A 25,286-nucleotide genomic window follows, 5' to 3' on the forward strand; every position below is an offset into this window, starting at 1 on the left:
CGGTATGCAGCGGCCGACTTACCGATCAGGATTGGGTAATGCTTGAACTTTTCATGCTCGTCATTTTTCCAGGGCTTGTTGTTTTGGCCGGGACAATGGACCTGTTCACGATGACCATTCCAAACAAGCTGTGTTTGGCGATCGTGGCAGTGTTTTTTGTAGCGGCTGGAATCGCCGGACTGCCATTGCCAGTGATTGGTTGGCATGTTGCAGCCGCATTGATTGCTCTGGGCATTACGTTTTTGCTGTTTGCCTCGGGGGTGTTTGGCGGAGGCGACGCGAAGTTGACTGCAGCTATCGTTTTGTGGCTCGGCCCAACACTCGCACTGGATTTTGCTCTTCTAGCAGCTCTGCTTGGTGGAATCCTAACGGCTGGCTTTTTGGTTATGCGCTCGCTCTCAACCTATGCTCCAGCGGTTAACAGCCCATGGGCCGTAAGGCTTCTGTCTAGCGATGTCGGAATCCCCTATGGCATTGCGCTATCGACAGCAGCCATGATCGTTTTCACCAGCAGCCCGTGGTTTCTTGCTGCAATAGCTGCCTAATCGAGCAATGAGTTGAATAAGGACACGCATTCCTTCAACTCGCTCACGTTCGGTTAACCTTACCTATACCTTTACAGCGCACTCTATAGGCGAGTTTTGCGTGCCTTTGGTCGGAGTCTGACCCCATCGGATGATGCGTGGCGCGCCCTTGCGTTGAAGGGATAGCGTTATGAAGTCCTCACGAGTGATCGTGTTTGGTGTTGCCGCATTGGCCGGTGGTCTGGCTTGGCTGGTGGCGAGCAACATGACGGCGCCTCCACCGCCAGCAGAAGTGGCCGCAGACGAACCAACCATCCCAGCTACACGCGTGCTTGTGGCGCGCTATGATCTGACCATCGGCGAGCGGCTTAGCCCCTCTGCAATGGAATGGCAGGAATGGCCCGCCGCCAATGTTGCCGAAGCCTTTATATCGGAAGACTCTGAGCCTGATGCGCTTCGTGAATACGACCAAGGCATCGTAACGGCGCCTATCTACTCTGGTGAACCGATCCGATCTCCAGTGATTGCAACATCTGGAAGAGGGTTCATGTCCGCGATCTTACCGTCGGGTCGCCGTGCTGTTTCTGTGCGTGTGGAGGCCGAGGCACGCGCCGCAGGGTTCATCCTTCCCAACGATCGTATCGATGTCATCTTAACACGCGTTGAGCGAGGCGACTCGCGCGATGGCGGTGACCTGTTCACATCAGAAACAATTTTGCAGAACGTGCGCGTTTTGGCCATCGACCAAACTTTTGAAGAGCGTGATGGCGAGAAATTTGTCACCGGTGAAATAGCAACGTTGGAACTTTCACCGGGTGACGCTGAACTGATTGCTCTCGCCGATGAAATGGGCGCTCTGTCGCTTTCACTGCGGTCCATTGCAGATCTGGAAGAGGGTGACGGCGAAATAGACGATGATGTAGCGCGTCGTCTGCGCGGCGGTGGCGGACAAGGCGGCTCAGTTCGCATGATCCGCTTCGGCATCCAAGGGGGTTGAGGACCATGACCGACAAAGCCCTTGACCATCTAAATCTCTCCCAAAAGGATCGTCTCATGCGCTGGACGCTGTTGTGTGCGCTTGCCCTCACGCTTGTTGCAGCCCTGTTGCCGACGCAATCCGCACGCGCCACGGGGATGGACGCTCTCACGATCGCAAGCTTCGGCGAAACACGCACGCTCTCCCTGGGTATCAATAAAAGCATGGTGATTGAGCTGCCCGCTGATGTGCGCGATGTGCTCGTTTCCAATCCAGCCGTAGCCGATGCTGTTGTGCGAACGGCACGGCGTGTCTTTGTTATTGGCGTTGCCGCTGGTGACACCAATATCTTCCTCTTCGATGGTGCTGACCGTCAGATTGCTGTTCTCAACATTACCGTGCAGCGCGATATTACCGGGATTCAGGCAACACTTGCCGATCTGATGCCGGGCGCTGATATCGCTGTCGAGCCGGTGAACGATGGCGTCATTCTACGAGGCTTGGTGGCCAGCGCTGCGCAGGCGCAGACTGCGGTGGATGTGGCAACGCGTTTTGTCGGCGAAGCAAGCCGCGTGGTCAACGCTCTTCAGATTGCCGGTGGTGAGCAGGTGCATCTGCGGGTCGTGATTGCCGAAGTACAGCGCACAGCTTTACGCCAGCTTGGGGTGAACATTGGTGATTTCGTCAATGGTGAGGCTGTTACCGGGTCAATTGGCGACACATTGTTCCGGGCGGTTGTTCAAAACCCCTTCTCTGTCGCAGGTCAGCCAATTGCCAACTCTGCATTCGATATCATCTCCAACGGCTTTTCTGCTCGCATTCGGGCGCTAGAGCAAGACGGCTTGGTGCGCACCCTGGCCGAACCGAATCTCACCGCGATATCCGGCGAGGCAGCCCAGTTTCTGGCGGGTGGCGAATTTCCAGTGCCGATCAGTCGAGACAATGAAGGCAATGTCATTGTGGAGTATCGACCCTTTGGTGTCGGTCTGGGCTTCACGCCAGTGGTCCTTTCAGAAAATCGTATCTCGTTGCAGATTGAAACAGAGGTTTCTGAACTGACGGCCGAAGGAGCGTTCACGCTGCAAGGCACGGACAGCCAGTCTCTAACTATTCCTGGCTTGCGCGTTCGTCGTGCCTCCACGACGCTAGAACTTCCATCAGGCGGCTCCATCGTGATGGCTGGGCTTGTTGATCAGCGCTTACGCCAGAGCGTCGACGGCATTCCTGGGCTTATGGATCTGCCGATATTGGGTCAGCTGTTTCGCTCCAACGATTTTCAGCGCTCACAGACCGAGCTTGCGGTTTTTATCACACCCTATCTGGCCCAACCGGTGGCAAGGCAGGACCTTGTGCGCCCGGATCAAAATCTACGCCCCTCTGGCGACCTATCCGTTCTATTTTTTAATCGCCTGATTGAGCAATACGGCGTCAGCGGCCAGGCCCCTGAAGGCAACTATCATGGCCATGCCGGGTTTATCGTTCCCTGATAGCTGGCGCTTGCGCCGAGGATGTTTGCGTATGACACGTCGATCACAGTTTCCATTTCAGCGCACCTTGCCACTGCGCTTGGGTTTAATCGGGGTTGCGGCTGTGGCGCTTGCCGCTTGCAGCACCAGTGCCCATCAAAGCCAGAGCGATCCGCGCTATCTCAACTATGACGAGCGGCACCCGCTGATGCTTCGCCAACAGGAGCACAGCCTGCCGCTTCTTGTCGGAGAGAATGCAAACGGTCTGACCCGAGGTGACCGCACAGCCCTTTCGGGCTTCATGCAGTCTTATGCATCGCAAGGCGAAGGCGCTTTGCGTATTCGCGTGCCGCAAGGCTCACAGAACGCACATGCTGCATCTCAAGCTCTTGGCGAGATCCACGATGTGGTTTCTCAAGCAGGCGGCAATCCCAGTGCCGTATTGGTCGAACGCTATCATGTGGGGAATCCAACCGCACACGCACCTATCATGGTCATTTTTGATCGTTTGGAGGCGGTGACCAACGAGTGTGGCTACTGGGGCGATCGTATCAACCCACCGTTGGAGCAAAGTGATTTCTACAATTTTGGTTGCGCTAGTCAGTCCAACCTTGGCGCGATGCTGGAAGATCCTCGTGACTTGGTTCGTCCTCGTGGCGTCGGCTATCCAGATGCAGGTCGGCGCGCTGAAGTCCTGGCAGCTTATCGCCGCGGTGAGCCCACGGCGACACAGGTTTCTGAGGAAGCACAAGCCGCCGTCTCAGAGGTGGGTCAATGATGCACGATGATCATTCTGATGGGTTTCAAGCCAATCCGCCGGCTTTGCCAGAGAGCTCAATGGCAGCAGACGGTGGAGGAACCGCGCAAGGCAACAGCGATATCGCGCCGGTGCCCCGTATATCCATCCAGGCTTTCTGCGAAAGCCCTGCTCTGATTGACGCGGTCCAAGAAGCGTCTCGTGATCGCCGCATGGCCAAGGCTCACGTTCGGGCGCATCCGGGCGGCATAGCAGCCGCTATGGAGTTCTATGCAGCGTCACCAACACCCAATCTGTTGCTGCTTGAGAACCAGGCTCCAGCCGACAAGCTTCTCGACCAGCTCGGCAAGCTTGCCGAAGTGTGCGATCCAGGAACGGAAGTGGTGATCATCGGTCACGTCAACGATGTGCTGCTTTATCGTGAACTGGTGCGGTTTGGCGTTCGCGATTATGTGGTCGCACCGCTTGGTCCCATGGATGTGGTCCGCCTGATTTCAGAGCTTTATGCCTCTCAAGCAGAAAAAGCGCTTGGTAAAACCTGTGCCTTTATCGGCGCGCGTGGTGGCTGTGGTTCCTCGACCATCGCTCACAATGTGGCGTGGACTCTGTCGACATCGCTGGAAACAAACACGGTGATGGCAGACTTTGATTTGCCGTTTGGAACCGCCAATCTTGACTTCAACCAAGACCCACCAACGGGGATTGGAGATGTCGTGAACGCTCCCGACAGGGTCGATGAAACCTTCGTTGATCGCCTGCTGGCTAAGTGTTCCGATCGTTTGAGTTTGTTGGCCGCTCCATCAACACTCGATAGGGTCACGGACCTACCCGAACACCAGTTTGAACAGGTTATCGACATCTTGCGCGCGTCGGTGCCCGCTTCTGTGTTGGACTTGCCACATCACTGGTCAGGCTGGGTGCGCAAGTCGCTGATTGATGCAGATGAGTTGGTGATTGTTGCCGCTCCTGATCTTGCAAGCCTGCGCAACGCAAAGAACCTCATCGACGCGGTGAAACAAGCACGCCCCAATGACGGTCCGCCAAGGTTGGTCCTGAACATGGCCGGCATGCCCAAGCGCCCAGAGATTGAGGCCAAAGACTTTGCCGATGCGCTCTCCATTGAGCCACTTGCAGTTGTTCCATTTGACGCCGAAGTTTTTGGCAATGCAGCCAACTCTGGCCACATGATCGAAGAAACCGCGCCAAAGCACGAGGCGGTTGCGGCCTTTGAAGCAATCGCTGCTGCGATCAGCGGCAGAGACACTGGAAGACTGCAGAAGAAATCAACTTTGCCACCGTTCATGCAGAAACTCCTGCAACGCAAAAAGGCTTCGTAGACTATGTTCGGGCGTCGCGGCGTATCTGGTCCCACATCTACATCTGGTTCCGCGCAGGGCTTAGCCCCTGCGCCAAATCCTGCACCAAGCCCAGCGCCCGCAACCAGTCCTCCGCCTTCAACGGACTTGGCCCCTCCAGCGGCAGCGCCTTCGGCGGCTCAACCTTCGCAGGCAGCGCCAGCAGTACCATCACCTGCCGCAGTTCCCGAAGCTCCGAAACCAACCCCAGCACCAACACCACCAGTGCAGGCGGAGCCGGCACCCAAGGCACGTCGCTCAGATTATTACGACATCAAAACCGACGTTTTCTCGGCCATGATCGATACAATCGATCTGGCCCAGCTGACGCGGATGGACAATGATTCAGCACGCGAGGAAATTCGCGATGTCGTGACCGAAATCATCGCGCTGAAAAACCTTGCGATGTCGATTGCGGACCAGGAGATGATCCTGGAAGACATCTGCAACGATGTGATGGGTTTTGGACCACTGGAACCCTTGCTGGCGCGCGATGACATCGCTGACATCATGGTCAACGGCTCGGACAACACATTTATCGAGGTTGATGGTAAAGTTCAGCTGACGAGCGTGAAGTTTCGCGACAATCAGCAGTTGATGAACATCTGCCAGCGGATCGTCAGCCAGGTTGGTCGCCGCGTGGATGAAAGCTCGCCGATATGCGATGCACGTTTGCTGGATGGCTCACGTGTCAACGTGATCGCGCCACCCTTGGCCATTGATGGTCCCACACTGACCATTCGTAAGTTCAAGAAAGACAAGCTGACCCTTCAGCAGCTGGTCAATTTTGGTTCCATCACGCCGGAAGGCGCAACGGTTCTGGAAATCATCGGTAAATCGCGCTGCAACGTTGTAATCTCTGGTGGTACCGGTTCAGGTAAAACAACACTGCTCAACTGCCTGACCGCGTTCATCGAACAGGACGAGCGCATCATCACCTGCGAAGATGCTGCTGAACTTCAGCTTCAACAGCCGCATGTCGTGCGTCTTGAGACTCGCCCACCCAACCTTGAGGGCGAAGGCACGGTGACGATGCGTGACCTTGTCAAAAACTGTCTGCGTATGCGGCCAGAACGGATTATTGTCGGTGAGGTGCGTGGCCCTGAAGCTTTCGATCTTCTTCAGGCAATGAACACCGGCCATGATGGCTCCATGGGCACACTGCACGCCAACTCACCGCGTGAGGCGCTCAGCCGTATGGAATTGATGATCACGATGGGTGGCTTCTCGCTGCCCTCGCGTACAATCCGAGACATGATCACATCCTCGGTGGACATCATTGTCCAGGCCAGCCGCCTTCGTGATGGCTCGCGCCGGATCACCCACATCACTGAAGTGATGGGCATGGAAGGTGAGGTCATCACCACCCAAGATCTCTTTGTCTACGAGCTGCTTGGTGAAGATGCGAACGGCAAGATTATTGGCCGTCATAAGTCGACGGGTGTCGGTCGTCCGAATTTCTGGGATCGGGCACGTTACTACAACGAAGAAAACCGCCTGGCCGCTGCGCTTGATGCGTCAGCGATTGATGATGAGCGCCTTTCGGCATGAGGGTGAGAACTAGTCATGTTTGACCCGCAAACTGTAACGCTTGCTGTGGGAATTCTGGCCGCGCTTTCTATAGGCGGGTTGGCCTACGCGCTCCTATCGCCGCTGATGGACAAGCAAGACAAAAAAGACCGCATCAACAAGGTTTCTGTTGTTGACCGCCGCGCTGCGCATGCGCGCCAAGCCTCAGCTGAGGATGCTGCCAGTCGACGCAAGAACATTGCCTCCAAGCTAAAACAACAGCAACAGCTGATAGACGAGAAAACCAAGAAAAACGGTTCAAGCCGCGCGTCGTTGGATGTGCGGATGACAAGGGCCGGTCTCACATGGACCAAGCGCACCTTTTGGATCATCAGCATAGCGTCTGGGGTGTTGCTTTATGCCGGGCTCATCAGTGTCGGCGCACCAGTCTATGCTGCTTTGGCCGGTGGCGTGGCGGGCGCGTTTGGTTTGCCTAACTGGTATGTGAACTTCAAAGGCAAAAGCCGAATGAAGAAGTTCTTGATCGAGTTTCCCAACGCTCTTGATGTCATTGTGCGCGGTATGAAAGCTGGCCTTCCGCTGAACGACTGCATGATGATCATTTCCCGCGAGGCGGCAGAACCTGTGCGCTCGGAATTCAAACATGTGGTTGAGCAACAGCAACTGGGCGTTCAGCTCAACGAAGCAATTGCCAAGATGTATGAGCGTGTGCCGCTTCCAGAGGTGAATTTCCTGTCGATCATGATGGCCATTCAAGGCCAGTCAGGTGGCAACTTGTCGGAACCGCTAGGCAATCTTGCTCGTGTGGTTCGTGATCGTAGAAAGATGAAGGCAAAAATTGACGCCATGTCGATGGAAGCCAAGTCGTCAGCGGCCATTATCGCCTGCCTTCCTCTGGCAGTGATCACGTTCCTGTACATCTCCTCACCCAACTACATCATGCTTTTGTTTACCGATCTGCTTGGCAACCTGTTGCTCGGTGCCTGTGTGGTTTTGATGCTCACGGGTGTCCTCGTCATGCGCAAAATGATCAACTTTGACATCTAACGGGTAACGGATCGATCCCATGGTCGAGCTTCTCTACACACTCACCAATCCGCAATTCCTGTTTGCGATGTTCAGTGCCATTGCGGTGGCAGCGACTGTGTTCACACTGGCCGTGCCTCTGTTAGCCAAGAACGATCTTGCCGCTCGTAAAAAGCGCATGGCGGTTGAACGGTCATCGATCCGCGCGCGCGAAAGAGCGGCCTTGGCCCGAGAAAACCAGCACGGGCCACGTCCCAGTCTTCGGCAACAACCGAAGCAGTACATGCAGAACATCGTCGACCAGTTTGACTTGAAGCAGCGTCTGTTAGCAGACGGGACGCGAGACAAACTTGCCCAAGCTGGTGAACGTGGCGAGACCGCAGTGGTCCGCTACATCTTTTCGCGGCTTGTCATTCCGATCGCGCTTTTTCTCTTCACTTTGGTTTACCTGTTTGGGATTGGCGACTTCGACCAGCCGCCTTTGATCCGCATTCTGATAGCCGTCGCGATCGGCGCTGTCGGTGTCTACCTGCCGAATGTTCTGCTGAAAAATCGAATTCAAAAACGACAGCTTTCCATCCGTCGGGCGTGGCCTGACGCGTTGGATCTGATGCTCATCTGCGTTGAATCCGGTATGTCGATTGAGCAGGCCTTTAAAAAAGTTGCTGACGAGGTTGCGGTTCAGTCCATACCGCTGGCCGAAGAGTTGGCGTTGGTCAACGCCGAGCTTTCCTATCTCAATGACCGTCGCAAAGCTTATGAGAATCTTGGGCGGCGGACAGGATTGGAGCAGGTCAAATCCGTTATGACCTCGCTCATTCAAGCCGATAGTTACGGTACACCTGTTGGACAAGCCTTGCGCGTCCTGGGGCAGGAGAGTCGTGATATGCGTATGGCTGAGGCCGAGAAGAAAGCCGCTGGTCTGCCGCCAAAACTGACAGTGCCAATGATCGTCTTCTTTCTGCCCTGCCTCTTTATCGTGATTATCGGCCCGACAGTTATTCAGATCATGGGCGTCGACTAGACGCAAACGCATTGCACGCTGCCGGACTTCGACATTCCCTTAGCAGAGGCGAAGATCAGGACAGTTGCAGTTCTTGGGGGTGGTAAACTCGCCGCTCAACAGCTGAGACGCCAGTTCTTGGTTTCTTCAGCTTTACGGCACTTCTGCCTATTGCCCGTCTACCGCAGCGACTTGGCCCCAGCGGTCAGCTTCTGAAAGCATTTGCCGCAAATAGGCAATGTTGGCCTGAGCCTGTTGTGGTGGGAGGTCTTGCTGGGCGATCTGCATGGCCTCGTCAAAACGACCCTGCAAACCCACCACCAGGGCCAGGTTACCACGCACGCGCGGATCGACTTGGCGACCACCGGCAAGTGCCTGGCGCAGGGTGCGTTCGGCTTCTACCAGATTGCCTTCCAGCACATAGGACATGCCAAGATTGCTCAGCACTGTCGGTTCATCGGGCACAATCCGCAGCGCGCTTGCATAGGCTTGACGCGCCTCGCTATGGCGACCCAGCTGATCAAGAATGGTGCCTTGCGCCGAAAGCAGCCGCCAATCAGGCCGCGCTTGGCTATGTGCCTGGCTGATCACCTGTAACGCCTCTTCGAAACGCCCTGCTGATGTTAGGGCCTTCGCATAAGCGGATTGAACCTCGCGATCACCTTCGTTCGAAATCACCGCACGGCGCAAGATAGCAACCGCTTGGTCATGGCGCCCAAGGCCACGCAAAGCCGCTGCATAGTTGAGCGCAGCGGTGCGATCATTTGGGTCACGGTCGTAGCGCTGCTCCCACTGGTTGGCGGCGCCCCGCAACTGATCTTGAGAGAGAAGCTCGGCCCTGCCCTCAACAGCGGTACCGTGCGTTGAAACAGCCGACGTGCTGCAACCTGCAACCACAAGCGCTGTGCCAACAAGGGCTAAACTGGCCAGCTTACGCAAACGGCGCGATGGAGATGATGAAGGAACAGCGTTGTTGCTCATAACGTACTTCGCACCGAAAAATCGTGGTTGGCGCGATGCAAATGCTCCATCTGCCCTTGCCACTTGGTTGGTGGAAGCAATACTCCGTTAACCCTAATGAACCCTTAAACCCGCCCGAAATCAGCGACTTGTCATCGCTGAACCACCACGCTTTGAGGCCCCCTTTGGTTGTTTCCCTGCCTGATTTTGATGCGCTCGACGCCCAGCTTCCTCTGCCTGATAGTCTGGGTGACGATACTGCGACGATACCGCTCCATTGTGTGACATCGCTTGACGCGGCCGGGTCGGTGGTACCTGACCATCGCGAAGCGCTTGCAAACTGGTCCAAGGCGCAAGGGTTTGAGGCCAAGCCAGGGCAACTGCTGGTGCTACCGAACGGCGATGGGGCCATTGTTGCAGCGTTCTTGGGATGCGAAACTGGCGACGATGGCAGACCCAACCCAGGCTTTGCGATGGGTGCATTGGCGGGCCAACTACCAGCAGGCACCTATGTCTTGGAAACTGGCCTTGCCAACTCCGAGACCGCGCTTACAGCTTTCTTGCTCGGCGCCTATTCCTACACCGCCTTCAAGCCATACAAACGCGGCCCGGTTCATCTGGCGACCAATGACCCTGGGCGAGAGCGGGCGCTGATCCAGGCCCGTGGTGTTATCTTTGGACGCGAATTGATCAACACACCGGCCAATCTGCTCGGTCCTGCTGCGCTGGCCGAAAGTGCTCTTGGTTTGGCGGATGCTTTTGGAGCCGACGCATCGGTCATTGTTGGCGATGACCTGCTCAACTCGGACAATCCCTTCCCCATGATCCACACGGTCGGTGCGGCCGCCAAGGATGCGCCGCGCTTGTTCGATATGCGATGGAACGGCGGCGACGACACCGCACCCAAGCTCACACTGGTGGGCAAAGGCGTGTGCTTTGACAGCGGTGGGCTCAACATTAAGCCAGGCAACTCCATGGCATTGATGAAGAAGGACATGGGCGGCGCGGCTGCGGTGCTTGGCCTGGCACTCATGATCATGCAGGCCAAGCTTCCGGTGCGGCTTCGGGTTCTGATCCCGTGTGTTGAGAATTCTATCGCCTCAGAGGCTTTCCGCCCGAGCGACGTGATCACCAGCCGCAAAGGTCTGAGCGTGGAGATCGGCAACACCGACGCCGAAGGCCGTTTGGTGCTGGGTGATGCGCTCGCTTTGGGTGACGAGGAAGCGCCCGATCTGATGATCGACATGGCCACGCTCACAGGCGCGGCCCGCGTAGCCCTTGGTCCTGATCTGCCGCCCTTTTTCACCGATGACGATGTGCTGGCTGGCGAGATTGAAACTGCAAGCCAAGCGCATGACGATCCTGTGTGGCGCATGCCGCTCTGGAACCGCTACGACAACGCAATTGCCGGGAAGGTGGGGGACATTTCCAACACCGGCAATATGCCTTTTGCCGGCGCCATTACGGCGGCATTGTTCCTGAGGCGGTTCGTTTCAAACGCCAAAAGCTGGGCGCATTTCGACATTTACGGCTGGACGCCATCGAACAGACCGGGTCGCCCGGAAGGTGGTGAGGCCCAGGCCATCCGTGCTCTGTTTAACCTTGTTGCCAAGCGCTACCCCAAGATGGATTGATCTAGCCCCCCAAAAGGCAGTATCAATTGCGCTTCCGAAACAATTGGTATGCGGAGCGCGTGTGGCGTTGAGTGGGTTCGCATCAACTGGGTTTTCGACCGGTCGTGGGGTCAGCCTCTCGCCGCAAAAGGCGTTGCGGCTTTGGCACGATGTTGCGTTGACGCGTGTGCGCGGCAACATTGGTGACCTCACTGAACGCCAGATGTTGATCCTGCTGACTATTTATCTGGAGACGCCGCCGCACACGGTGCGTGGCCTGGCTGCCAAGCTTCAAGTCACCAAGCCGGTGATCACCCGTGCCCTTGATACGATGGGTTCCATGGGCCTTGTCAGCCGCAAGCGCGATGAGGCTGACAAGCGCAACGTGATCATCCAGCGCACCGTGGATGGCGCGCTGTATGTAGAAGCGCTGGCCGAAACCATTGTTGGCCATGCTGAGGATCTGCGCTGATGGCGCTCGACCCGCGCCTCCATCCTTACAAGCCCGACATCGCTGCCGCCCATCTTGAAGGCCAGGTTGAGGCCGATCAGTTCGTCGAAGGCAAACCGCATAGGGTAACCGAACCGATCACCGACATTTTGAGCGATCAGATGGGAGAGGCACGGACGTCTCAGGCGCTCTACGGCGAAACGTTCACGGTCTATCAGACTGAAGGCTATTGGGCCTGGGGTCAGTTGATGACCGACGGTTATGTCGGCTGGGTTAGCGCACTCAGCCTGGTTGCAAGTGATGACATCGATGCGACCCATCTGGTCAGCGTGCCGCTCACCCGCGCGACCAATGACAGCATCAAAGTGCTGGGCAATGGGCCGATCCCGATGGGTGCGCAGCTTCGTCTTTCCGATCCCTCCATCTCTGTTGGCGGATCATCTGCGTCGTTTGCCCAATGTGATGCTGGCGCTATTCCAGAAGCCCACCTACGGTCGCTGGACGACATGACCTCCGACTGGGTGGATGTCGCCGAGCTTTTCGCCAACACACCCTATGTCTGGGGTGGACGCTCAGCCCTCGGCATTGATTGTTCGGCGCTGGTGCAGTTGGCGTTGCAGCAGGCTGGCATCCTCTGCCCCCGCGACAGCGACATGCAGGAAGCGGAAATGGGCCAAGTCATGGAACGGCAGGACGGCTTACAGCGCAGCGATCTGGTGTTCTGGCCTGGGCATGTTGGCATCATGCTGGACGACACCACGCTGTTTCACGCCAACGCCTTTGCGATGTCGACGGTGCCTGAACCGCTGAGCACTGTCGAAGAGCGAGCTGGCGCAGCCCGCACCATCAAGCGGCTCTAGTAACCGGCCTTGCGGTCCACCAGATTGTCCAGCGCCTCCCCTGAGGCGAAGGCGATCAGGTTCTCGACCATCCGCCCGAGCAAAGCCTCCGGCGCACTCATCCCAGCCGTGTGTGGTGTGATGAGGATATTGGGCGCTTTCCAAAGCGGATTGTCACTGGGCAGCGGCTCCTCGTGAAACACATCAATCGACGCGCCTTTCAGCACACCATCCTGCAAGGCTTTTAAAAGCACGGCCTCGTTTTGATGGCCGCCGCGCCCACCATTGATGAGAAACGGTCCACCCGTGACACCGTCTTGCGGGAGCTTGGCGAAAAGATCAGCGTTCAAGATTTCACGCGTTTCATCGGTGAGCGGCAGCAAGCAAATGAGAATGTCGCTGCGCGCAAGAAACGCATCCAGCTGGTCCATCCCGGCAAACACTGGAATGTCGGCATCAGGCTTTGGGTTGCGTGCCCAACCAGCAAGATCATAGCCGAGCAGTTTCAGCACGGCGGCAACCGACTGACCCAACTCGCCAAAACCCATAATCCCAACACGCACATCCGGTGCGGAAGTCTGTGGCAATGGGTTCCATTCGGCGCGGTTCTGAGAATCCAGATAGGCCAATGCCTGACGGTGGTGGGCGATCACATTCATCACCGTCCACGCGGTCACACGGCCCGTCAGATCTGGATCGATCACGCGAATAATGGCCACATCGTCAGCCAGATCGTCGCGGCGCACCAGATGATCAACGCCTGCACCAGTCGAGAGGATCGCCTCCAGCTTCGGAAAATGGCCAAAAAAACCAGCCGGCGTTTGCCAGGCAACAGCGTATTTCACCTGCGCACAGATGTCGGGTGACGGCGGGGTTTTACCATCGGAGAAGATGATGTCTTCGCGCGGCACATGCTGCCCCAAATGCGCAATCCAACCTTCCGGTGACCAATCGCCGACGGTCAAAACGAGTTTGCCAAGATCTGGTTTCGTCATGCCTAGACCCCCGGTGAAGGACGCAGCGCCCGGTTTTCTTCAGGTTCCAAGATGTAGGCCCGATAAGGATGGGCGGCGAAGGTGCCAAGCACGCGCAATTCCGCGGAAAAGAATTGCAGTTCTTCCATCGCCAACGCCACGTGCTTGTCGTCGGGATGACCATCGATCTCGGCATAAAATTGCGAGGCGAAAAACTGACCGCCGGTCTGATAGCTTTCCAGCTTCGTCATGTTCACCGAGTTGGTCGCAAAGCCTGACAGGGCTTTGAACAGCGCTGCCGATACGTTGCGCACGCGGAAGATAAAGGCTGTCACCACCGGGCCATTGCCCGCTGGTACGCTCACCGGCTCACGAGCGAGCGTGATAAAGCGGGTGGTGTTGTGGTCTTCATCCTCAATGTCTTCAGCCAAAACGTTCAGACCATAGACGTCGGCAGCCAAGGACGACGCGATGGCTGCTTGTGCAGGGTCGCTACGTTCAGCGATCTGACGGGCCGATCCGGCTGTGTCAGCACCAATGACAGCTTCCAGGCGGTGCTCTCGCAAGAACTTGCGGCACTGGCCGAGCGCCATCACATGGCTTTGCGCGCTTTTGACCTGATCGAGCGTGACACCCTTTAAGGCCACCAATTGATGGTGGATGGGCAGAAAATGCTCGCCAGTGATGTGCAGCGGTGACGTTGGCAACAGATGATGAATGTCGGCCACACGGCCAGCGACGGAGTTTTCAATCGGGATCATGCCAAGATCGGCTTTCCCGTCCTCAATCATCGCGAACGCGTCTTCAAACGTCGCGCAGGGCACGGGCTCGACGTCGGGATAGGCCTCTTTGCAGGCAATGTGCGAGTTGGCACCAGGCTCGCCCTGGAAAACAATCTTCATTTTTCTTTTTTGATGCGAACCGTTCCGTTCGTTCCGAACGACCACTTGTTCGCACCGATCCTTACATGTTGCTGGAGGAAAGTTGCCGTCTGGCTTCGTCCAGATGCTCTGGTGTGTCGACGCCCAGCGGTACACCATCCACGATGGCAACATCAATGCGCATGCCAGCCTCCAGTGCGCGCAGTTGCTCCAGCCTTTCGCGCTTTTCCAGCGTCGAGGGCGGCAAGCTGACGAAACGCTCAAGCGCGGCCCGGCGGTAAACGTAAAGACCGATGTGATGGTAGAGCGGGCCGTCGCCGTGCGGTGCTGTGGCGCGCGAGAAGTAAAGTGCTCGCAAGTGCCGTTCGCCGATTGGGGTTCCGATGACCTTCACCACGTTGGGATCGGTCTTTTCGTGTTCAACCTTGATCGGCGTAGTGAGGGTGGCGACGTCCACCGCTGGGTTATCCATCAGCGCGGCCGCCTTTTGGATGATCGCGGGGTCAAGCGTTGGCAAATCTCCTTGCACATTGACAATGATCTCCACATCGCCATCGGGATCAAGCTTCTGCAACGCCTCATAGATGCGATCAGACCCTGAAGGGTGATCATCGCGCGTTGTGATGGCTTTTCCGCCATTCGCTTCGACCGCCTGCAACACGGTGGCATCATCGGTGGCCACCACTGGCTCACCCAAACCCGCTTCGCGCGCCCGATCAACCACGTGCACGATCATTGGTTTATCGCCGATCATCGCAAGCGGCTTGCCTGGCAGGCGCAGGGACGCCATCCGCGCTGGAATAAGCACCAGGGCGCGGGTCGATTTTTCGCTCATGCTCGCAAGCCTTTGGACATTGTTCAGTGTTTATGGCCCATAGATTGGGCAAATGGTCGCAAGACCCCCCTGTCATCCCTTTGCACTTATTGCAAGGCAGCCAGTTATGGGGTTATCACCGCGACCAATTGCAGGCGCGCAAACGCCCGGCATTTCTGTTGGACGCAGCATAGATTGGGATTTTTCGACATGGACGGTTTTGAGCTCAACAAGATTGTTGGTGCACTTCTTGGATCAGTTCTCGTTGTCATGCTCATCGGCTTTGTTGCCGAGCTTGCGTACCACGTCGATGAACCCGAGGTTGCTGGCTACTCCATTGATGTGCCGGAAGTGGAAGTTGCCGATGCAGGTGCTGAAGAAGAAGAGATGGTCTCTGTGCTTGATCTTCTTGCCACCGCTGATGTTGCTGCTGGCGAAAGCGCTGTGCGTCGCTGCGCCTCCTGTCACACGTTTGAAGAAGGCGGCGCCGATGGCGTTGGCCCACACCTCTGGGGCATCCTCAACCGCGCCAAGGGCGAAGTTGGCGGTTTCAACTATTCCGATGCCATGGCGGCCGTTGGCGCTGCGGGCGAAGTTTGGGGCTTTGAGGAGCTTGATGGCTTTATCGCCGACCCGCGCGGCTATTTAGAAGGCACGACCATGGGCTTTGCCGGTATTCGTGACGTTGAAGATCGCGCTGATATCCTGGCTTACTTGAACACGCTGCAAGCTGAACCGATTGACCTTTCGACGGTTGCTGCAACCCAATAGGCGGGCTGCACTTGCTGCTCTTCTCATCAAAGCGCCGGCTTGGTCCGGCGCTTTTTTGCATCTGATAACGGCCACGACAGTGGCAACACGTCTCATCAAGTTGGCGTGATGAATGGGCTCCCCTCGCCGCAGCGCCGCAACTGCGCCATATTCCCCATCACGTTTGGTTGCGAATCACACACCCTGCACCTGCATTGGCATTGTTCCTGCAAAGCTTGGTGCCAGTCGGATGCGTAAACAGTTGATGGAGTATGCATGAAGGTCGTGTTTCGTGACCATTGTTGAGCTGCGAGGCCAGCCAAGCTGGCCAACATCCGCCAGCCGGATAACCGGCTTTGTGCTCTGCTTGGCGGCGGGATTGGCGTTTTGTGGCGTTGGGCAGAGCCATGCGCAAACGGTCGATGGCGCTCCGACCAGCGAAGCCGTTCAGAACATCACATCCAACGATGCCGACACCACGCCCACTTTTGATGACTGGCAGCATTTCATCACGCTCAACGAAGGCGCACCAAGATACCCTGAGGGCTTTGCACACTTTGACTACGTGAACCCTGAAGCACCCAAAGGCGGTTCTGTGCGCCTTGCCGATTTGGGCACGTTTGACAGCCTCAACTTCGTGCCGCCACGCGGGATCACACCGCTCGGTCTTGGCTTGGTCTATGACACCCTGACCTCAGCTTCGCAGGACGAGCGCTCGACTCAGTACGGGCTTTTGGCCGACGCCATGCGTTATCCTGACGACTATTCGTCGGTCACCTATCGCCTGCGCGAAGGCGCGCGCTGGCATGATGGTGTGGCGGTTACACCTGCTGATGTGGTGTTTTCGTTTAATGCGCTGGTCGAGCACAACCCGCAACAGGCAGCCTACTACTCGCACGTCACGAGCGCGCAAATCAGCGGCGAGCGCGAGGTTACCTTCACTTTTGATCAGACTGGCAATCGCGAACTGCCGCTCATCGTCGGCCAGTTGGTGGTGATACCGGCCCACTGGTGGACTGAACCTGATGCGGACGGCAACACACGTGACATCTCGCGCGGCACGTTGGAGCCACCACTTGGCTCAGGCCCTTATCGCATCAGTTCGGTCAATGCCGGGCGCAGCATCACCTACGAACGGGTGGAGGACTATTGGGCAGCTGATCTCAATGTGAATGTCGGCCACCACAATTTCGATACGATCAGCTATACGTTTTTCCGCGACAGCGACGTTGCCTTTGAAGCGTTCAAGGCTGACGCGTTTGATTTTCGGCTTGAGAACCGGGCGCGCAACTGGGCTACCGGCTACGACATCGAAGCTGTCGAGGATGGCCGGATCGTTCTGGAAGAGTTTGTCGAGCCCTATCGCAGCCGCGGGCTGATGATCGGCTTCGTGATGAATGCGCAACGCCCTGTGTTCGCTGACCGCAACATCCGCCGCGCGATGAACTATGTTTTTGATTTCCAAGCGCTTAATCGCGGCCTCTTCTTTGACAGCTACCGCCAGTATGACAGCTACTTCACCGGTTTGGACGAGCTGGCGAGTTCGGGCCTCCCGCAAGGGGCTGAACTGGCGTTGCTGGAAGAGCTGCGCGCGGAGGGCACTGCGCTTCCTGAGGAAGTGTTCACCACCGCGCACTTCAACCCCGCCAACCGGTCACCGGAAGAGCGCAGGGAAAACATTCGCACAGCGCTTGATTTGTTTGAAGCCGGTGGCTGGACGGTCCGCGAAGAGGTTGATCCAGAGCAGGCGGGCACCGGGTTTTTTCATCGCATTCTTGTGGCCATCGGCTTGCGCTCCGACCCCACGCGCCGTGTGATGCGCGATGCGTCTGGCGCGCCCGTGGTGATTGAGCTTCTGCTTAACGGTCCAACCCAAGAACCGGGCGCAAACCAATTGGCACAGTCTTTGGAACTGGTCGGTATTGAACTGGTCATCCGCATCGCCGACTCCTCACAATACACCAACCGCGAGCGCTCGCGTGACTACGATATGATCTATTCGGGGTGGGTGCAGTCCTCCTCGCCCGGCAATGAGCAGCGCGATTTTTTTGGCTCACAGTCGGCGACCGTTGATGGCACACGCAACACCGCTGGCATCCAAGATGAGGCCGTGGATGCGCTGATCGAACGCATCATTTTTGCTGAAGATCGCGAGGCACTGGAAGTCGCGACACGCGCGATGGACCGGGTGCTGCTCTGGAACCACTATGTGATCCCAGGCTGGGGCTTACCGGCCGCGCGCGTTGCGCGCTGGGACCGATTTGATCGCCCAGATCAGTTGCCCACCTATGCCATCGGGTTTCCAACCATCTGGTGGTACGATGAAGAGCGTGCCGCCATCACTGGGGAAGCTGACCAATGAGCCTGAAAACGCCGTCGTTCATCTCGCGATCCGTAACCCGACGCACCGTGCTGAAATCGACAGGGGTTCTGGCCGCCACATCCGCCCTGCCTTTGTCGGCATTTGCCCAGGGGTCGATCACACGTAGCCATGGATTGTCTTCGTTTGGTGCGTTGGCCCTGCCTGCCGACTACGCCCACTTTCCGCATGTTAGTCTGGATGCTCCTAAGGGCGGCACACTGAGCTTCCAGCCTGGCACACGGTTCATGAATCAGAACTTCAACACCTTCAACACGCTCAACGGTTTTGTGAACCGTGGCGATGGAGCGCTGCGCGTTGAGCTGGGGTTTGATGGTCTAATGACCGCCTCGGGCGATGAAGTGGACTCCTTTTATGGTGCACTCGCCGAGTGGGTCGAGTTCACTGACGATGGTCTGACCTATGATTTCAAAATCAGACCAGAGGCGCGCTTTCATGATGGCAGCCGCGTGATGGCTTCCGACATAGCCTGGTCGATGCAGACCCTGGCCGAGCAGGGCCATGAGACACTGAAACCGGGCCTTGCCCCAGTGGAAAGCGCAGAAGCTTTGGAAGAGGATCTCTTGCGGGTTCGTTTTTCCGAAGGGCGACCGCGCACGGCTCATCTGGCTATTTTGGGGCTACCGACGTTCAGCGAGGCCTTCTGGCAAGGCAAAGACTTTGAAGCCTCCACGCTCGAGCCCATCCTTGGCTCGGGTCCTTATCAAGTGGGCAACTTCGAGGTCGGTCGTTTCATCGAGTATGATCGCGTGGAAGACTATTGGGCGGCGGATATGCCCTTTGCGCGCGGCACCAGCAACTTCGGCACTATCCGGATCAACTATTTCCGCGACCGCGACGTTGCTTTTGAAGCCTTCAAAGCCGGTGAGATGAATGTCCGGCAGGAGTCCGTCTCGCGTCTCTGGGCGACGGCCTACGACTTCCCGCGCGTCGAAAGCGGCGAAGTGATTCAATCAACCATCGAAAATGAGACACCTCGCGGCGCGCAAGGCGCGTTCTTCAACACCCGCCGGGACAAGTTTGCTGATCGTCGTTTGCGCCAGGCCATCGGACTTCTGTTCGACTTTGAGTGGACCAATGAGCGCATTTTCTTTGGGCTCTACAAGCGCACCCAGTCGATGTTCCAGAACGCGCCCTATATGGCCGAAGGCATGCCCAGCGACGCGGAACTGGCTATCCTTGAGCCTTTCCGCGCTGACCTGCTGCCTGAAACGTTTGAAGAACCGTATATCCCGCCCACATCAGATGGTTCGGGTTCTGACCGGCAATTGCTGGGTGAGGCCAACCGCCTGATGCGTGAGGCCGGCTGGACTCTGGATGGCGGGCGGCGCGTTAATACCGACGGCGAACAGCTTGCTGTGGAGTTTCTGCTGGCCTCGCAAGCCTTTGAGCGCATCTACTCGCCTATGGTTCAAAACATGCAGCGGCTAGGCATCGACGCCTCGCTACGCATTGTCGATCCGACCCAGTATCAGTCTCGCATCAACACTTTCGACTTCGATGTGGTTGGACTCAACCTCGCGCCAAATCTTACGCCAGGCAGCAGCATGCGCGCTATTTACGGATCTGGGTCGGCCAACCAGCCTGGCGCTTGGAACGTTGCTGGCATCGCCGTACCGACCATTGATGCACTGATCGAAATGGCCGAGGGCGCCGATACGCTGGACGAGCTCTACACAATCATGAGCGCCATGGACCGGGTGCTGCGACCCTATCATTTCTGGATACCGCAATGGCACTCCGGCGCGCATTGGATCGCGCATGAGTTCGCGCATTCGCCGACCGGAGACGGTTCCCCGTTACTCGCTGCCCATCGAAACGCACTGGTGGATGGAGGGGAGCTAACGCATGCTCGCCTATATCATCCGCCGCGTTCTTTTGATGGTGCCCACGATTTTGGGCATCATGGCGCTGTCGTTCGCGGTGGTACAATTCGCGCCCGGAGGCCCAATCGAGCGCGTGATCGCGCAGCTGCAAGGAACCGATGTCAGCGCCACCGAGCGGTTCACAGGAGGCGGCGGTGACTTTTCCGGGCAAGAGCAGGACCTTGGCTCGGGCAACGAGGCCACCGGTGTCTATCGTGGGGCGCAGGGCCTTGACCCGGAGTTCATCGCTGAGCTTGAGCGCCAATTTGGGTTCGACAAACCGCCTCTTGAGCGCTTCGCGTTGATGATATGGAACTATGCGCGGTTTGATTTCGGCGAGAGCTATTTCAGGGATGTGGCGGTGATCGATCTGATCATCGAGAAACTGCCCGTCTCGATATCCCTCGGCCTCTGGATGACACTGCTGTCCTACGGCATCTCCATTCCGCTCGGCATCCGTAAAGCGGTAAAAGACGGCAGCCGGTTCGATGTGTGGACCAGCGGCATCGTGATCGTGGGTTACGCCATCCCAGGGTTCCTGTTCGCCATTCTGCTCATCGTTCTGTTTGCTGGCGGCTCGTTCTGGGATCTTTTCCCGCTTTCTGGTCTTACGTCAGAAAACTGGGACGAGTTGCCCTGGTGGCAGAAAATTCTCGACTATTTCTGGCACCTCACACTGCCACTGATCGCCATGGCTGTTGGCGCGTTTGCCACCACAACACTGCTCACCAAAAACTCGTTTTTGGATGAAATTCGCAAGCAATATGTCACCACCGCGCGCGCCAAGGGCCTGGATGAGCGCACAGTGCTTTACGGCCATGTGTTTCGCAACGCGATGTTGATTATCATCGCCGGCTTTCCCGGTGCTTTCATCTCGGCCTTCTTCACCGGAGCGCTCTTGATTGAGACGATCTTCTCGCTCGATGGGCTTGGCCTGCTGGGCTTTGAGAGCATCTTTGGCCGTGACTATCCGGTGGTGTTCGGCACGCTCTACATCTTCTCGCTGATGGGCCTCATCGTCGCGCTGCTTTCCGACCTTGTGTACATGTGGGTCGACCCCCGCATCGACTTTGAGGCGCGGCGAACCTGATGGATGCGCGTACGCCCCCTGATGCAGTTCGCGAGGCCGATGTGATCGAGCAGCCAGCCGTCACCGATGCGCAGCCGGTGCAGATGAAACGCAAGGGGCTCTCGCCGCTTAATGTGCGGCGGCTCAACAATTTCAAAGCCAATCGCCGCGGCTGGTGGTCACTTTGGATTTTTCTCGCGCTCTTTCTGCTCACCCTGTTTGCCGAACTGGTGGCCAATGAACGACCGCTGATCGTCTCTTACAAGGGTGAGCTTCTGTTCCCGGTGCTGGTCGATTACCCGGAAGAAAAGTTTGGCGGGTTTTATGCGGTCACCCGCTACTACGACCCGTTTATCCGTGAAGAGATCGAAGCCAATGGCTGGATGCTCCACGCGCCTATCCGCTATGATCACACCACCCGCTCCTATGCCTCGCAGATGCCCTATCCCATCGCGCCGACATGGACGCTGGACGCGGACGTGGCGTGTGCCAACCTACCCAACGGAACCGAGGACGCGTTTTGCGGGCCGAGCGGCTATCACTGGCTCGGTACGGATGACCAGGGACGCGATGTGCTTGCCCGGCTCATCTATGGGTTCCGCCTGTCGGTGCTGTTTGGGCTGACCCTCACCATCATTTCGTCGGTCATCGGCATATCCGCTGGTGCGGTGCAGGGCTATTTTGGTGGTTGGACCGATCTTCTCTTCCAGCGTTTCATCGAGATCTGGACCTCGATCCCCTCGCTTTATCTGCTGCTGATCTTCTCCGCTTTCTTTGTTCCCGGTTTCTGGACGCTGCTCTTCATCCTGCTGCTCTTTAGCTGGGTGGCTTTGGTGGGATTGGTGCGCGCGGAATTTCTGCGCGGGCGCAATCTTGAATATGTACGGGCGGCACGGGCGCTAGGCCTTTCTGATATGCGGATCATGTTCCGTCATATCTTGCCCAATGCGATGGTCGCGACGATCACCTTCCTACCCTTTATTCTGTCAGGTTCCATCACCACGCTGACAGCGCTCGACTTTTTGGGTCTTGGCCTGCAAGGCGATGCGCCGTCGCTGGGTGAGTTGCTGGCGCAAGGCAAAGAAAACCGCAATGCGCCGTGGCTTGGCCTGACCGGGTTCCTCACCATCTCCATCATGCTCTCGCTGCTTATCTTTGTGGGCGAGGCCGTGCGAGATGCCTTTGATCCCAGGAAGGTTGAGGGATGAGCGCTCCTCTGCTCCAGGTAAACGATCTCTCGGTTGCTTTTCGCTCCGGCGATCAGATCAACCAAGTCGTGCACAACGTCTCGTTCGATGTGAAAGGAGGCGAAGCAGTAGCTCTTGTAGGCGAGTCCGGTTCCGGCAAATCGGTCTCCGCTCTCTCGGTCTTGCAGCTGCTACCCTACCCTGCCGCCTCGCATCCCTCTGGCTCCATCCAGTTCGACGGACAAGAGCTCTTGGGCGCTGACGACAAGCAGTTGCGATCGGTGCGCGGCAACGAGATTTCGATGATCTTTCAGGAGCCGATGTCCTCGCTAAACCCGCTGCATACGGTAGAACGGCAGGTGGGCGAGGTGCTGAAAGTTCATCAGGGTCTGCGCGATGAAGCCGCCCGCACCCGTACATTGGAACTGCTTGATAGGGTCGGCATCAAGGACCCGGAAGGACGCCTGAAGAGCTACCCGCATCAGCTTTCCGGCGGGCAACGTCAGCGCGTGATGATCGCGATGGCGCTCGCCAACACACCCAAGCTTCTGATTGCTGACGAGCCGACAACAGCGCTTGATGTGACCGTGCAAGCGCAGATCCTCAGACTGCTGGTGGAACTTCAGCAAGAACTCGGCATGGCCATGCTCTTCATCACGCATGATCTTGGCATTGTGCGCCGCTTGGCCAGTCGGGTGAATGTGATGCAAGGCGGTAAAGTGGTTGAGCACGGCCCAGTGCGTGAGGTGTTTTCAAACCCGCAACACCCCTACACACAGATGCTGATCTCCACCGAGCCTTCTGGCGCGCCGATCTCCAAGCCCGATGCCAACGATGTAACCTTGGCCGCTGATGAACTGAAAGTCTGGTTTCCGGTGAAGAAAGGCATCTTCCGCCGCACCGTTGACCACATCAAAGCGGTGGACGGCATCGATCTATCGATCTGTCAGGGCGAAACGCTTGGCATTGTTGGCGAGTCCGGGTCCGGCAAAACGACGCTGGGTCTTGCGCTGCTGCGGTTGACAGAATCCAGAGGTGCCATTCGCTTCAAGGACATGGACATCACCGAGCACAGCACCAAGCAGATGCGTCCTTTGCGCAGCGATCTGCAGGTCGTGTTCCAGGACCCATTCGGCTCGCTCTCACCGCGCATGTCGGTGTCAGACATCATTGAAGAGGGCCTCTTGATCCATCAGCCGACGATGGGATTTGAGGAACGAGATCGGGAAATCATCGCGGCGCTGGAAGAGGTGGGTCTCGATCCAGAAACGCGCTTCCGTTATCCGCACGAGTTCTCCGGCGGTCAGCGCCAGCGCATCTCGATTGCGCGTGCCCTGGTGTTGAAGCCCCGCGTGATCCTGCTCGATGAGCCGACCTCAGCGCTTGATATGAGCGTGCAGGCGCAAGTGGTGGAGCTGCTGCGTGACATTCAGAAAAAGCATAATCTGGCCTATCTGTTCATCAGCCACGACCTCAAAGTCGTGCGCGCACTGTCACATCGGATTCTTGTGATGAAAGACGGCAAGGTGGTGGAGTCAGGGTCGCGCGAAGACATCTTTGAAAACCCCAAAGAACCCTACACACGCGAGCTTATCGCCGCTGCGTTTGATGAGACGATGCTGGCGGCGGAGTAGCCAAAGACGACCGCCTTCATGACGGTCGTCCATGCTCAGCAAAAAACTCACGTCCTCAGCTCGGCACCGCTTCAGCAGCATACTGGGCCAGGAACTCTGGCGACGGTGGGATGGGCTTGATCACGTCGATCAGAACGCCATTGGGATCCTTGGTGATAAAATGGCGCTGACCAAAAGGTTCGTCGCGCAAGGTTTTTAAGATCGGCAGACCAGCTTTCTGCGCGGTCTCATAAACAGCGTCGGGGTCCTCAACCTCAAAGTTGAGGATCAGGCCATTGACTGTGCCACGCCCCTCCTCAGGGATCGTCTCATGGTCACCGTGCAACACGGCGATGTTGACCTTCTCATCCTCAGCTGACTGCAGATGGCAATACCAGTCGCTCTCAAAGGTCGGTTTGAAACGGAAGTTCTCGACGTAGAAGGCGGTTGTGCCGGCAACATCCATGGTTTGGATGACGGGGTAGTACTGCGTGCTTTTCATGGCTTGTCTCCTTTCGCATTAAAACATACAATCTGTATGTATCTTTCCTATAAACATACAGGCTGTATGTATGCAAGAGAAAAATGAACGACGCTCCAATGCCGCTCGCACTAAGGCAACACGCGAGGCGCTGATCGGCGCGGCGCGTGCCTTGTTTGTCGAGAAGGGCTATGCGGACACCGCAACCCCCGAGATCGTGAAGGCGGCCGGCGTCACACGCGGCGCGCTCTACCATCACTTTGATGACAAGACGGCGCTGTTTCAGGCCGTCGTGCGCGCAGAGTTTGAGGCGGTGGAAGAGGAGATCACCGCACAAGCGACCGGCAACCCAAAGGACACGATCGATGCGCTGATGCTTGGCAGCAAAGCGTATATGGAGGCCATGCGCGCGCCTGGGCGTGTCCGGCTCCTTTTGCTCGACGGGCCAGCTGTCTTGGGGCGTTTGACACTCGATGCAATCGATAAGGAAACGTCCGCCGACTCCCTGCGTTTGGGGTTGAAAGCGGCGATGGAGGCTGGGGAGATCAAGTCTTTGCCCTTGGGTCCACTCACTGCACAGCTCTCGGCCATGTTTGAGCGGGCGGCACTGGGTGTGTCAGCTGGAGAGGACGAGCATGATCATCTGGCCGTGCTCGAAGCCTTGCTGACCACGCTGAGGTAGGCTGAGGTCGCAAAAGCCTTCGGTGAGACTGCGTTAACCTTAACAATTCATCAACGCGCGCCATTCCCTTTGCCCTGTCCCGGCAAAAGG

23 protein-coding genes are annotated in these 25,286 nt (G+C 57.3%); 18 read left to right on the forward strand and 5 right to left on the reverse strand.

Going from position 1 to position 25,286, the window contains the following annotated elements; genetic code table 11:
* Positions 1-38 precede the first annotated feature (38 nt).
* The 8 genes from ABWH92_RS02560 (at position 39) to ABWH92_RS02595 (ending at position 8,658) form a co-directional block, all read left to right on the forward strand.
* Positions 39-545, forward strand: a complete 507-nt coding sequence (locus tag ABWH92_RS02560; protein WP_375571866.1) for a prepilin peptidase — start codon at positions 39-41, stop codon at positions 543-545.
* 169 nt (positions 546-714) lie between these two features.
* Complete coding sequence (cpaB, locus tag ABWH92_RS02565) at positions 715-1,521, forward strand: Flp pilus assembly protein CpaB (RefSeq protein ID WP_375571868.1); 807 nt, start codon at positions 715-717, stop codon at positions 1,519-1,521.
* Positions 1,522-1,577: 56 nt separating this feature from the next.
* Entirely contained in the window at positions 1,578-2,987 is a 1,410-nt protein-coding gene (locus ABWH92_RS02570; RefSeq protein WP_375571870.1) for a type II and III secretion system protein family protein, read from the forward strand.
* A 31-nt stretch (positions 2,988-3,018) separates the two neighbouring features.
* Entirely contained in the window at positions 3,019-3,744 is a 726-nt protein-coding gene (locus tag ABWH92_RS02575) for a CpaD family pilus assembly protein (RefSeq protein ID WP_375571872.1), read from the forward strand.
* A complete protein-coding gene (locus ABWH92_RS02580) occupies positions 3,741-5,060 on the forward strand; it encodes a CpaE family protein (protein ID WP_375571874.1) in 1,320 nt (439 codons plus the stop codon). The genes ABWH92_RS02575 and ABWH92_RS02580 overlap by 4 nt, the downstream gene beginning before the upstream one ends.
* A gap of 3 nt (positions 5,061-5,063) precedes the next feature.
* The gene (locus ABWH92_RS02585) at positions 5,064-6,629 is read left to right on the forward strand and encodes a CpaF family protein (protein WP_375571876.1); all 1,566 of its coding nucleotides are present in this window, start codon (positions 5,064-5,066) and stop codon (positions 6,627-6,629) included.
* A 15-nt stretch (positions 6,630-6,644) separates the two neighbouring features.
* Complete coding sequence (locus ABWH92_RS02590) at positions 6,645-7,655, forward strand: type II secretion system F family protein (RefSeq protein ID WP_375571878.1); 1,011 nt, start codon at positions 6,645-6,647, stop codon at positions 7,653-7,655.
* A 19-nt stretch (positions 7,656-7,674) separates the two neighbouring features.
* The gene (locus tag ABWH92_RS02595) at positions 7,675-8,658 is read left to right on the forward strand and encodes a type II secretion system F family protein (RefSeq protein WP_375571880.1); all 984 of its coding nucleotides are present in this window, start codon (positions 7,675-7,677) and stop codon (positions 8,656-8,658) included.
* 147 nt (positions 8,659-8,805) lie between these two features.
* On the opposite strand, the gene ABWH92_RS02600 is transcribed toward ABWH92_RS02595, so the two are convergent.
* Positions 8,806-9,618 (reverse strand): tetratricopeptide repeat protein, encoded by an 813-nt coding sequence (locus ABWH92_RS02600; protein WP_375571882.1) that lies wholly within the window; start codon positions 9,616-9,618, stop codon positions 8,806-8,808.
* A 176-nt stretch (positions 9,619-9,794) separates the two neighbouring features.
* On the opposite strand from ABWH92_RS02600, the gene ABWH92_RS02605 reads away from it, so the two are divergent.
* The 3 genes from ABWH92_RS02605 to ABWH92_RS02615 all read left to right on the forward strand — a co-directional run bounded on the left by ABWH92_RS02605 (position 9,795) and on the right by ABWH92_RS02615 (position 12,521).
* A complete protein-coding gene (locus ABWH92_RS02605) occupies positions 9,795-11,231 on the forward strand; it encodes a M17 family metallopeptidase (protein ID WP_375574166.1) in 1,437 nt (478 codons plus the stop codon).
* A 67-nt stretch (positions 11,232-11,298) separates the two neighbouring features.
* Complete coding sequence (locus tag ABWH92_RS02610) at positions 11,299-11,682, forward strand: MarR family transcriptional regulator (RefSeq protein ID WP_375571884.1); 384 nt, start codon at positions 11,299-11,301, stop codon at positions 11,680-11,682.
* On the forward strand, positions 11,682-12,521 hold the full coding sequence (locus ABWH92_RS02615; RefSeq protein ID WP_375571886.1) for a C40 family peptidase: 840 nt from the start codon (positions 11,682-11,684) through the stop codon (positions 12,519-12,521). Before ABWH92_RS02610 ends, ABWH92_RS02615 begins: the two co-directional genes overlap by 1 nt.
* On the opposite strand, the gene ABWH92_RS02620 is transcribed toward ABWH92_RS02615, so the two are convergent.
* The 3 genes from ABWH92_RS02620 to ABWH92_RS02630 form a co-directional block, all read right to left on the reverse strand.
* The gene (locus ABWH92_RS02620) at positions 12,518-13,495 is read right to left on the reverse strand and encodes a 2-hydroxyacid dehydrogenase (protein WP_375571888.1); all 978 of its coding nucleotides are present in this window, start codon (positions 13,493-13,495) and stop codon (positions 12,518-12,520) included. The two genes, ABWH92_RS02615 and ABWH92_RS02620, sit on opposite strands and share 4 nt — an antisense overlap.
* Positions 13,496-13,497: 2 nt before the next feature.
* A complete protein-coding gene (locus ABWH92_RS02625) occupies positions 13,498-14,376 on the reverse strand; it encodes a prephenate dehydratase (protein ID WP_375571890.1) in 879 nt (292 codons plus the stop codon).
* Between the two features lie 61 nt (positions 14,377-14,437).
* Positions 14,438-15,190 (reverse strand): 3-deoxy-manno-octulosonate cytidylyltransferase, encoded by a 753-nt coding sequence (locus tag ABWH92_RS02630; RefSeq protein WP_375571892.1) that lies wholly within the window; start codon positions 15,188-15,190, stop codon positions 14,438-14,440.
* Positions 15,191-15,379: 189 nt separating this feature from the next.
* Between ABWH92_RS02630 and ABWH92_RS02635 the strand changes: the two genes are divergently transcribed.
* From ABWH92_RS02635 to ABWH92_RS02660, 6 genes are all read left to right on the forward strand, one after another.
* On the forward strand, positions 15,380-15,940 hold the full coding sequence (locus tag ABWH92_RS02635) for a c-type cytochrome (protein ID WP_375571893.1): 561 nt from the start codon (positions 15,380-15,382) through the stop codon (positions 15,938-15,940).
* Between the two features lie 271 nt (positions 15,941-16,211).
* Positions 16,212-18,281 (forward strand): extracellular solute-binding protein, encoded by a 2,070-nt coding sequence (locus ABWH92_RS02640; protein ID WP_375571895.1) that lies wholly within the window; start codon positions 16,212-16,214, stop codon positions 18,279-18,281.
* Positions 18,278-20,323, forward strand: a complete 2,046-nt coding sequence (locus tag ABWH92_RS02645; RefSeq protein ID WP_375571897.1) for an ABC transporter substrate-binding protein — start codon at positions 18,278-18,280, stop codon at positions 20,321-20,323. Before ABWH92_RS02640 ends, ABWH92_RS02645 begins: the two co-directional genes overlap by 4 nt.
* Positions 20,205-21,254, forward strand: a complete 1,050-nt coding sequence (locus ABWH92_RS02650) for a microcin C ABC transporter permease YejB (RefSeq protein ID WP_375571899.1) — start codon at positions 20,205-20,207, stop codon at positions 21,252-21,254. The genes ABWH92_RS02645 and ABWH92_RS02650 overlap by 119 nt, the downstream gene beginning before the upstream one ends.
* Positions 21,254-22,441 (forward strand): ABC transporter permease, encoded by a 1,188-nt coding sequence (locus ABWH92_RS02655; protein WP_375571901.1) that lies wholly within the window; start codon positions 21,254-21,256, stop codon positions 22,439-22,441. The genes ABWH92_RS02650 and ABWH92_RS02655 overlap by 1 nt, the downstream gene beginning before the upstream one ends.
* Positions 22,438-24,054, forward strand: a complete 1,617-nt coding sequence (locus tag ABWH92_RS02660; RefSeq protein WP_375571903.1) for an ABC transporter ATP-binding protein — start codon at positions 22,438-22,440, stop codon at positions 24,052-24,054. Before ABWH92_RS02655 ends, ABWH92_RS02660 begins: the two co-directional genes overlap by 4 nt.
* A 55-nt stretch (positions 24,055-24,109) precedes the next feature.
* On the opposite strand, the gene ABWH92_RS02665 is transcribed toward ABWH92_RS02660, so the two are convergent.
* Entirely contained in the window at positions 24,110-24,535 is a 426-nt protein-coding gene (locus ABWH92_RS02665) for a VOC family protein (protein WP_375571905.1), read from the reverse strand.
* A gap of 70 nt (positions 24,536-24,605) precedes the next feature.
* Between ABWH92_RS02665 and ABWH92_RS02670 the strand changes: the two genes are divergently transcribed.
* Positions 24,606-25,196 carry a TetR/AcrR family transcriptional regulator gene (locus tag ABWH92_RS02670; protein ID WP_375571907.1) on the forward strand — a complete coding sequence of 197 codons (591 nt, stop codon included), beginning with the start codon at positions 24,606-24,608 and terminating at the stop codon, positions 25,194-25,196.
* The last annotated feature ends 90 nt before the right edge of the window (positions 25,197-25,286 follow it).

Origin of the sequence: Ahrensia marina (genome assembly GCF_042140245.1) — a bacterium.
Taxonomy (GTDB): domain Bacteria; phylum Pseudomonadota; class Alphaproteobacteria; order Rhizobiales; family MH13; genus MH13.

Coding starts and splice junctions, on each gene's coding strand:
- ABWH92_RS02620 (WP_375571888.1), bottom strand. CDS start 13,495: ATGACGAAACCAGATCTTGGCAAACTCGTTTTGACCGTCGGCGATTGG.
- ABWH92_RS02580 (WP_375571874.1), top strand. CDS start 3,741: ATGATGCACGATGATCATTCTGATGGGTTTCAAGCCAATCCGCCGGCT.
- ABWH92_RS02635 (WP_375571893.1), top strand. CDS start 15,380: ATGGACGGTTTTGAGCTCAACAAGATTGTTGGTGCACTTCTTGGATCA.
- ABWH92_RS02670 (WP_375571907.1), top strand. CDS start 24,606: ATGCAAGAGAAAAATGAACGACGCTCCAATGCCGCTCGCACTAAGGCA.
- ABWH92_RS02665 (WP_375571905.1), bottom strand. CDS start 24,535: ATGAAAAGCACGCAGTACTACCCCGTCATCCAAACCATGGATGTTGCC.
- ABWH92_RS02655 (WP_375571901.1), top strand. CDS start 21,254: ATGGATGCGCGTACGCCCCCTGATGCAGTTCGCGAGGCCGATGTGATC.
- ABWH92_RS02630 (WP_375571892.1), bottom strand. CDS start 15,190: ATGAGCGAAAAATCGACCCGCGCCCTGGTGCTTATTCCAGCGCGGATG.
- ABWH92_RS02590 (WP_375571878.1), top strand. CDS start 6,645: ATGTTTGACCCGCAAACTGTAACGCTTGCTGTGGGAATTCTGGCCGCG.
- ABWH92_RS02660 (WP_375571903.1), top strand. CDS start 22,438: ATGAGCGCTCCTCTGCTCCAGGTAAACGATCTCTCGGTTGCTTTTCGC.
- ABWH92_RS02650 (WP_375571899.1), top strand. CDS start 20,205: ATGGCGCTGTCGTTCGCGGTGGTACAATTCGCGCCCGGAGGCCCAATC.
- ABWH92_RS02575 (WP_375571872.1), top strand. CDS start 3,019: ATGACACGTCGATCACAGTTTCCATTTCAGCGCACCTTGCCACTGCGC.
- ABWH92_RS02645 (WP_375571897.1), top strand. CDS start 18,278: ATGAGCCTGAAAACGCCGTCGTTCATCTCGCGATCCGTAACCCGACGC.
- ABWH92_RS02585 (WP_375571876.1), top strand. CDS start 5,064: ATGTTCGGGCGTCGCGGCGTATCTGGTCCCACATCTACATCTGGTTCC.
- ABWH92_RS02625 (WP_375571890.1), bottom strand. CDS start 14,376: ATGAAGATTGTTTTCCAGGGCGAGCCTGGTGCCAACTCGCACATTGCC.
- cpaB (WP_375571868.1), top strand. CDS start 715: ATGAAGTCCTCACGAGTGATCGTGTTTGGTGTTGCCGCATTGGCCGGT.
- ABWH92_RS02600 (WP_375571882.1), bottom strand. CDS start 9,618: ATGAGCAACAACGCTGTTCCTTCATCATCTCCATCGCGCCGTTTGCGT.
- ABWH92_RS02570 (WP_375571870.1), top strand. CDS start 1,578: ATGCGCTGGACGCTGTTGTGTGCGCTTGCCCTCACGCTTGTTGCAGCC.
- ABWH92_RS02615 (WP_375571886.1), top strand. CDS start 11,682: ATGGCGCTCGACCCGCGCCTCCATCCTTACAAGCCCGACATCGCTGCC.
- ABWH92_RS02595 (WP_375571880.1), top strand. CDS start 7,675: ATGGTCGAGCTTCTCTACACACTCACCAATCCGCAATTCCTGTTTGCG.
- ABWH92_RS02560 (WP_375571866.1), top strand. CDS start 39: ATGCTTGAACTTTTCATGCTCGTCATTTTTCCAGGGCTTGTTGTTTTG.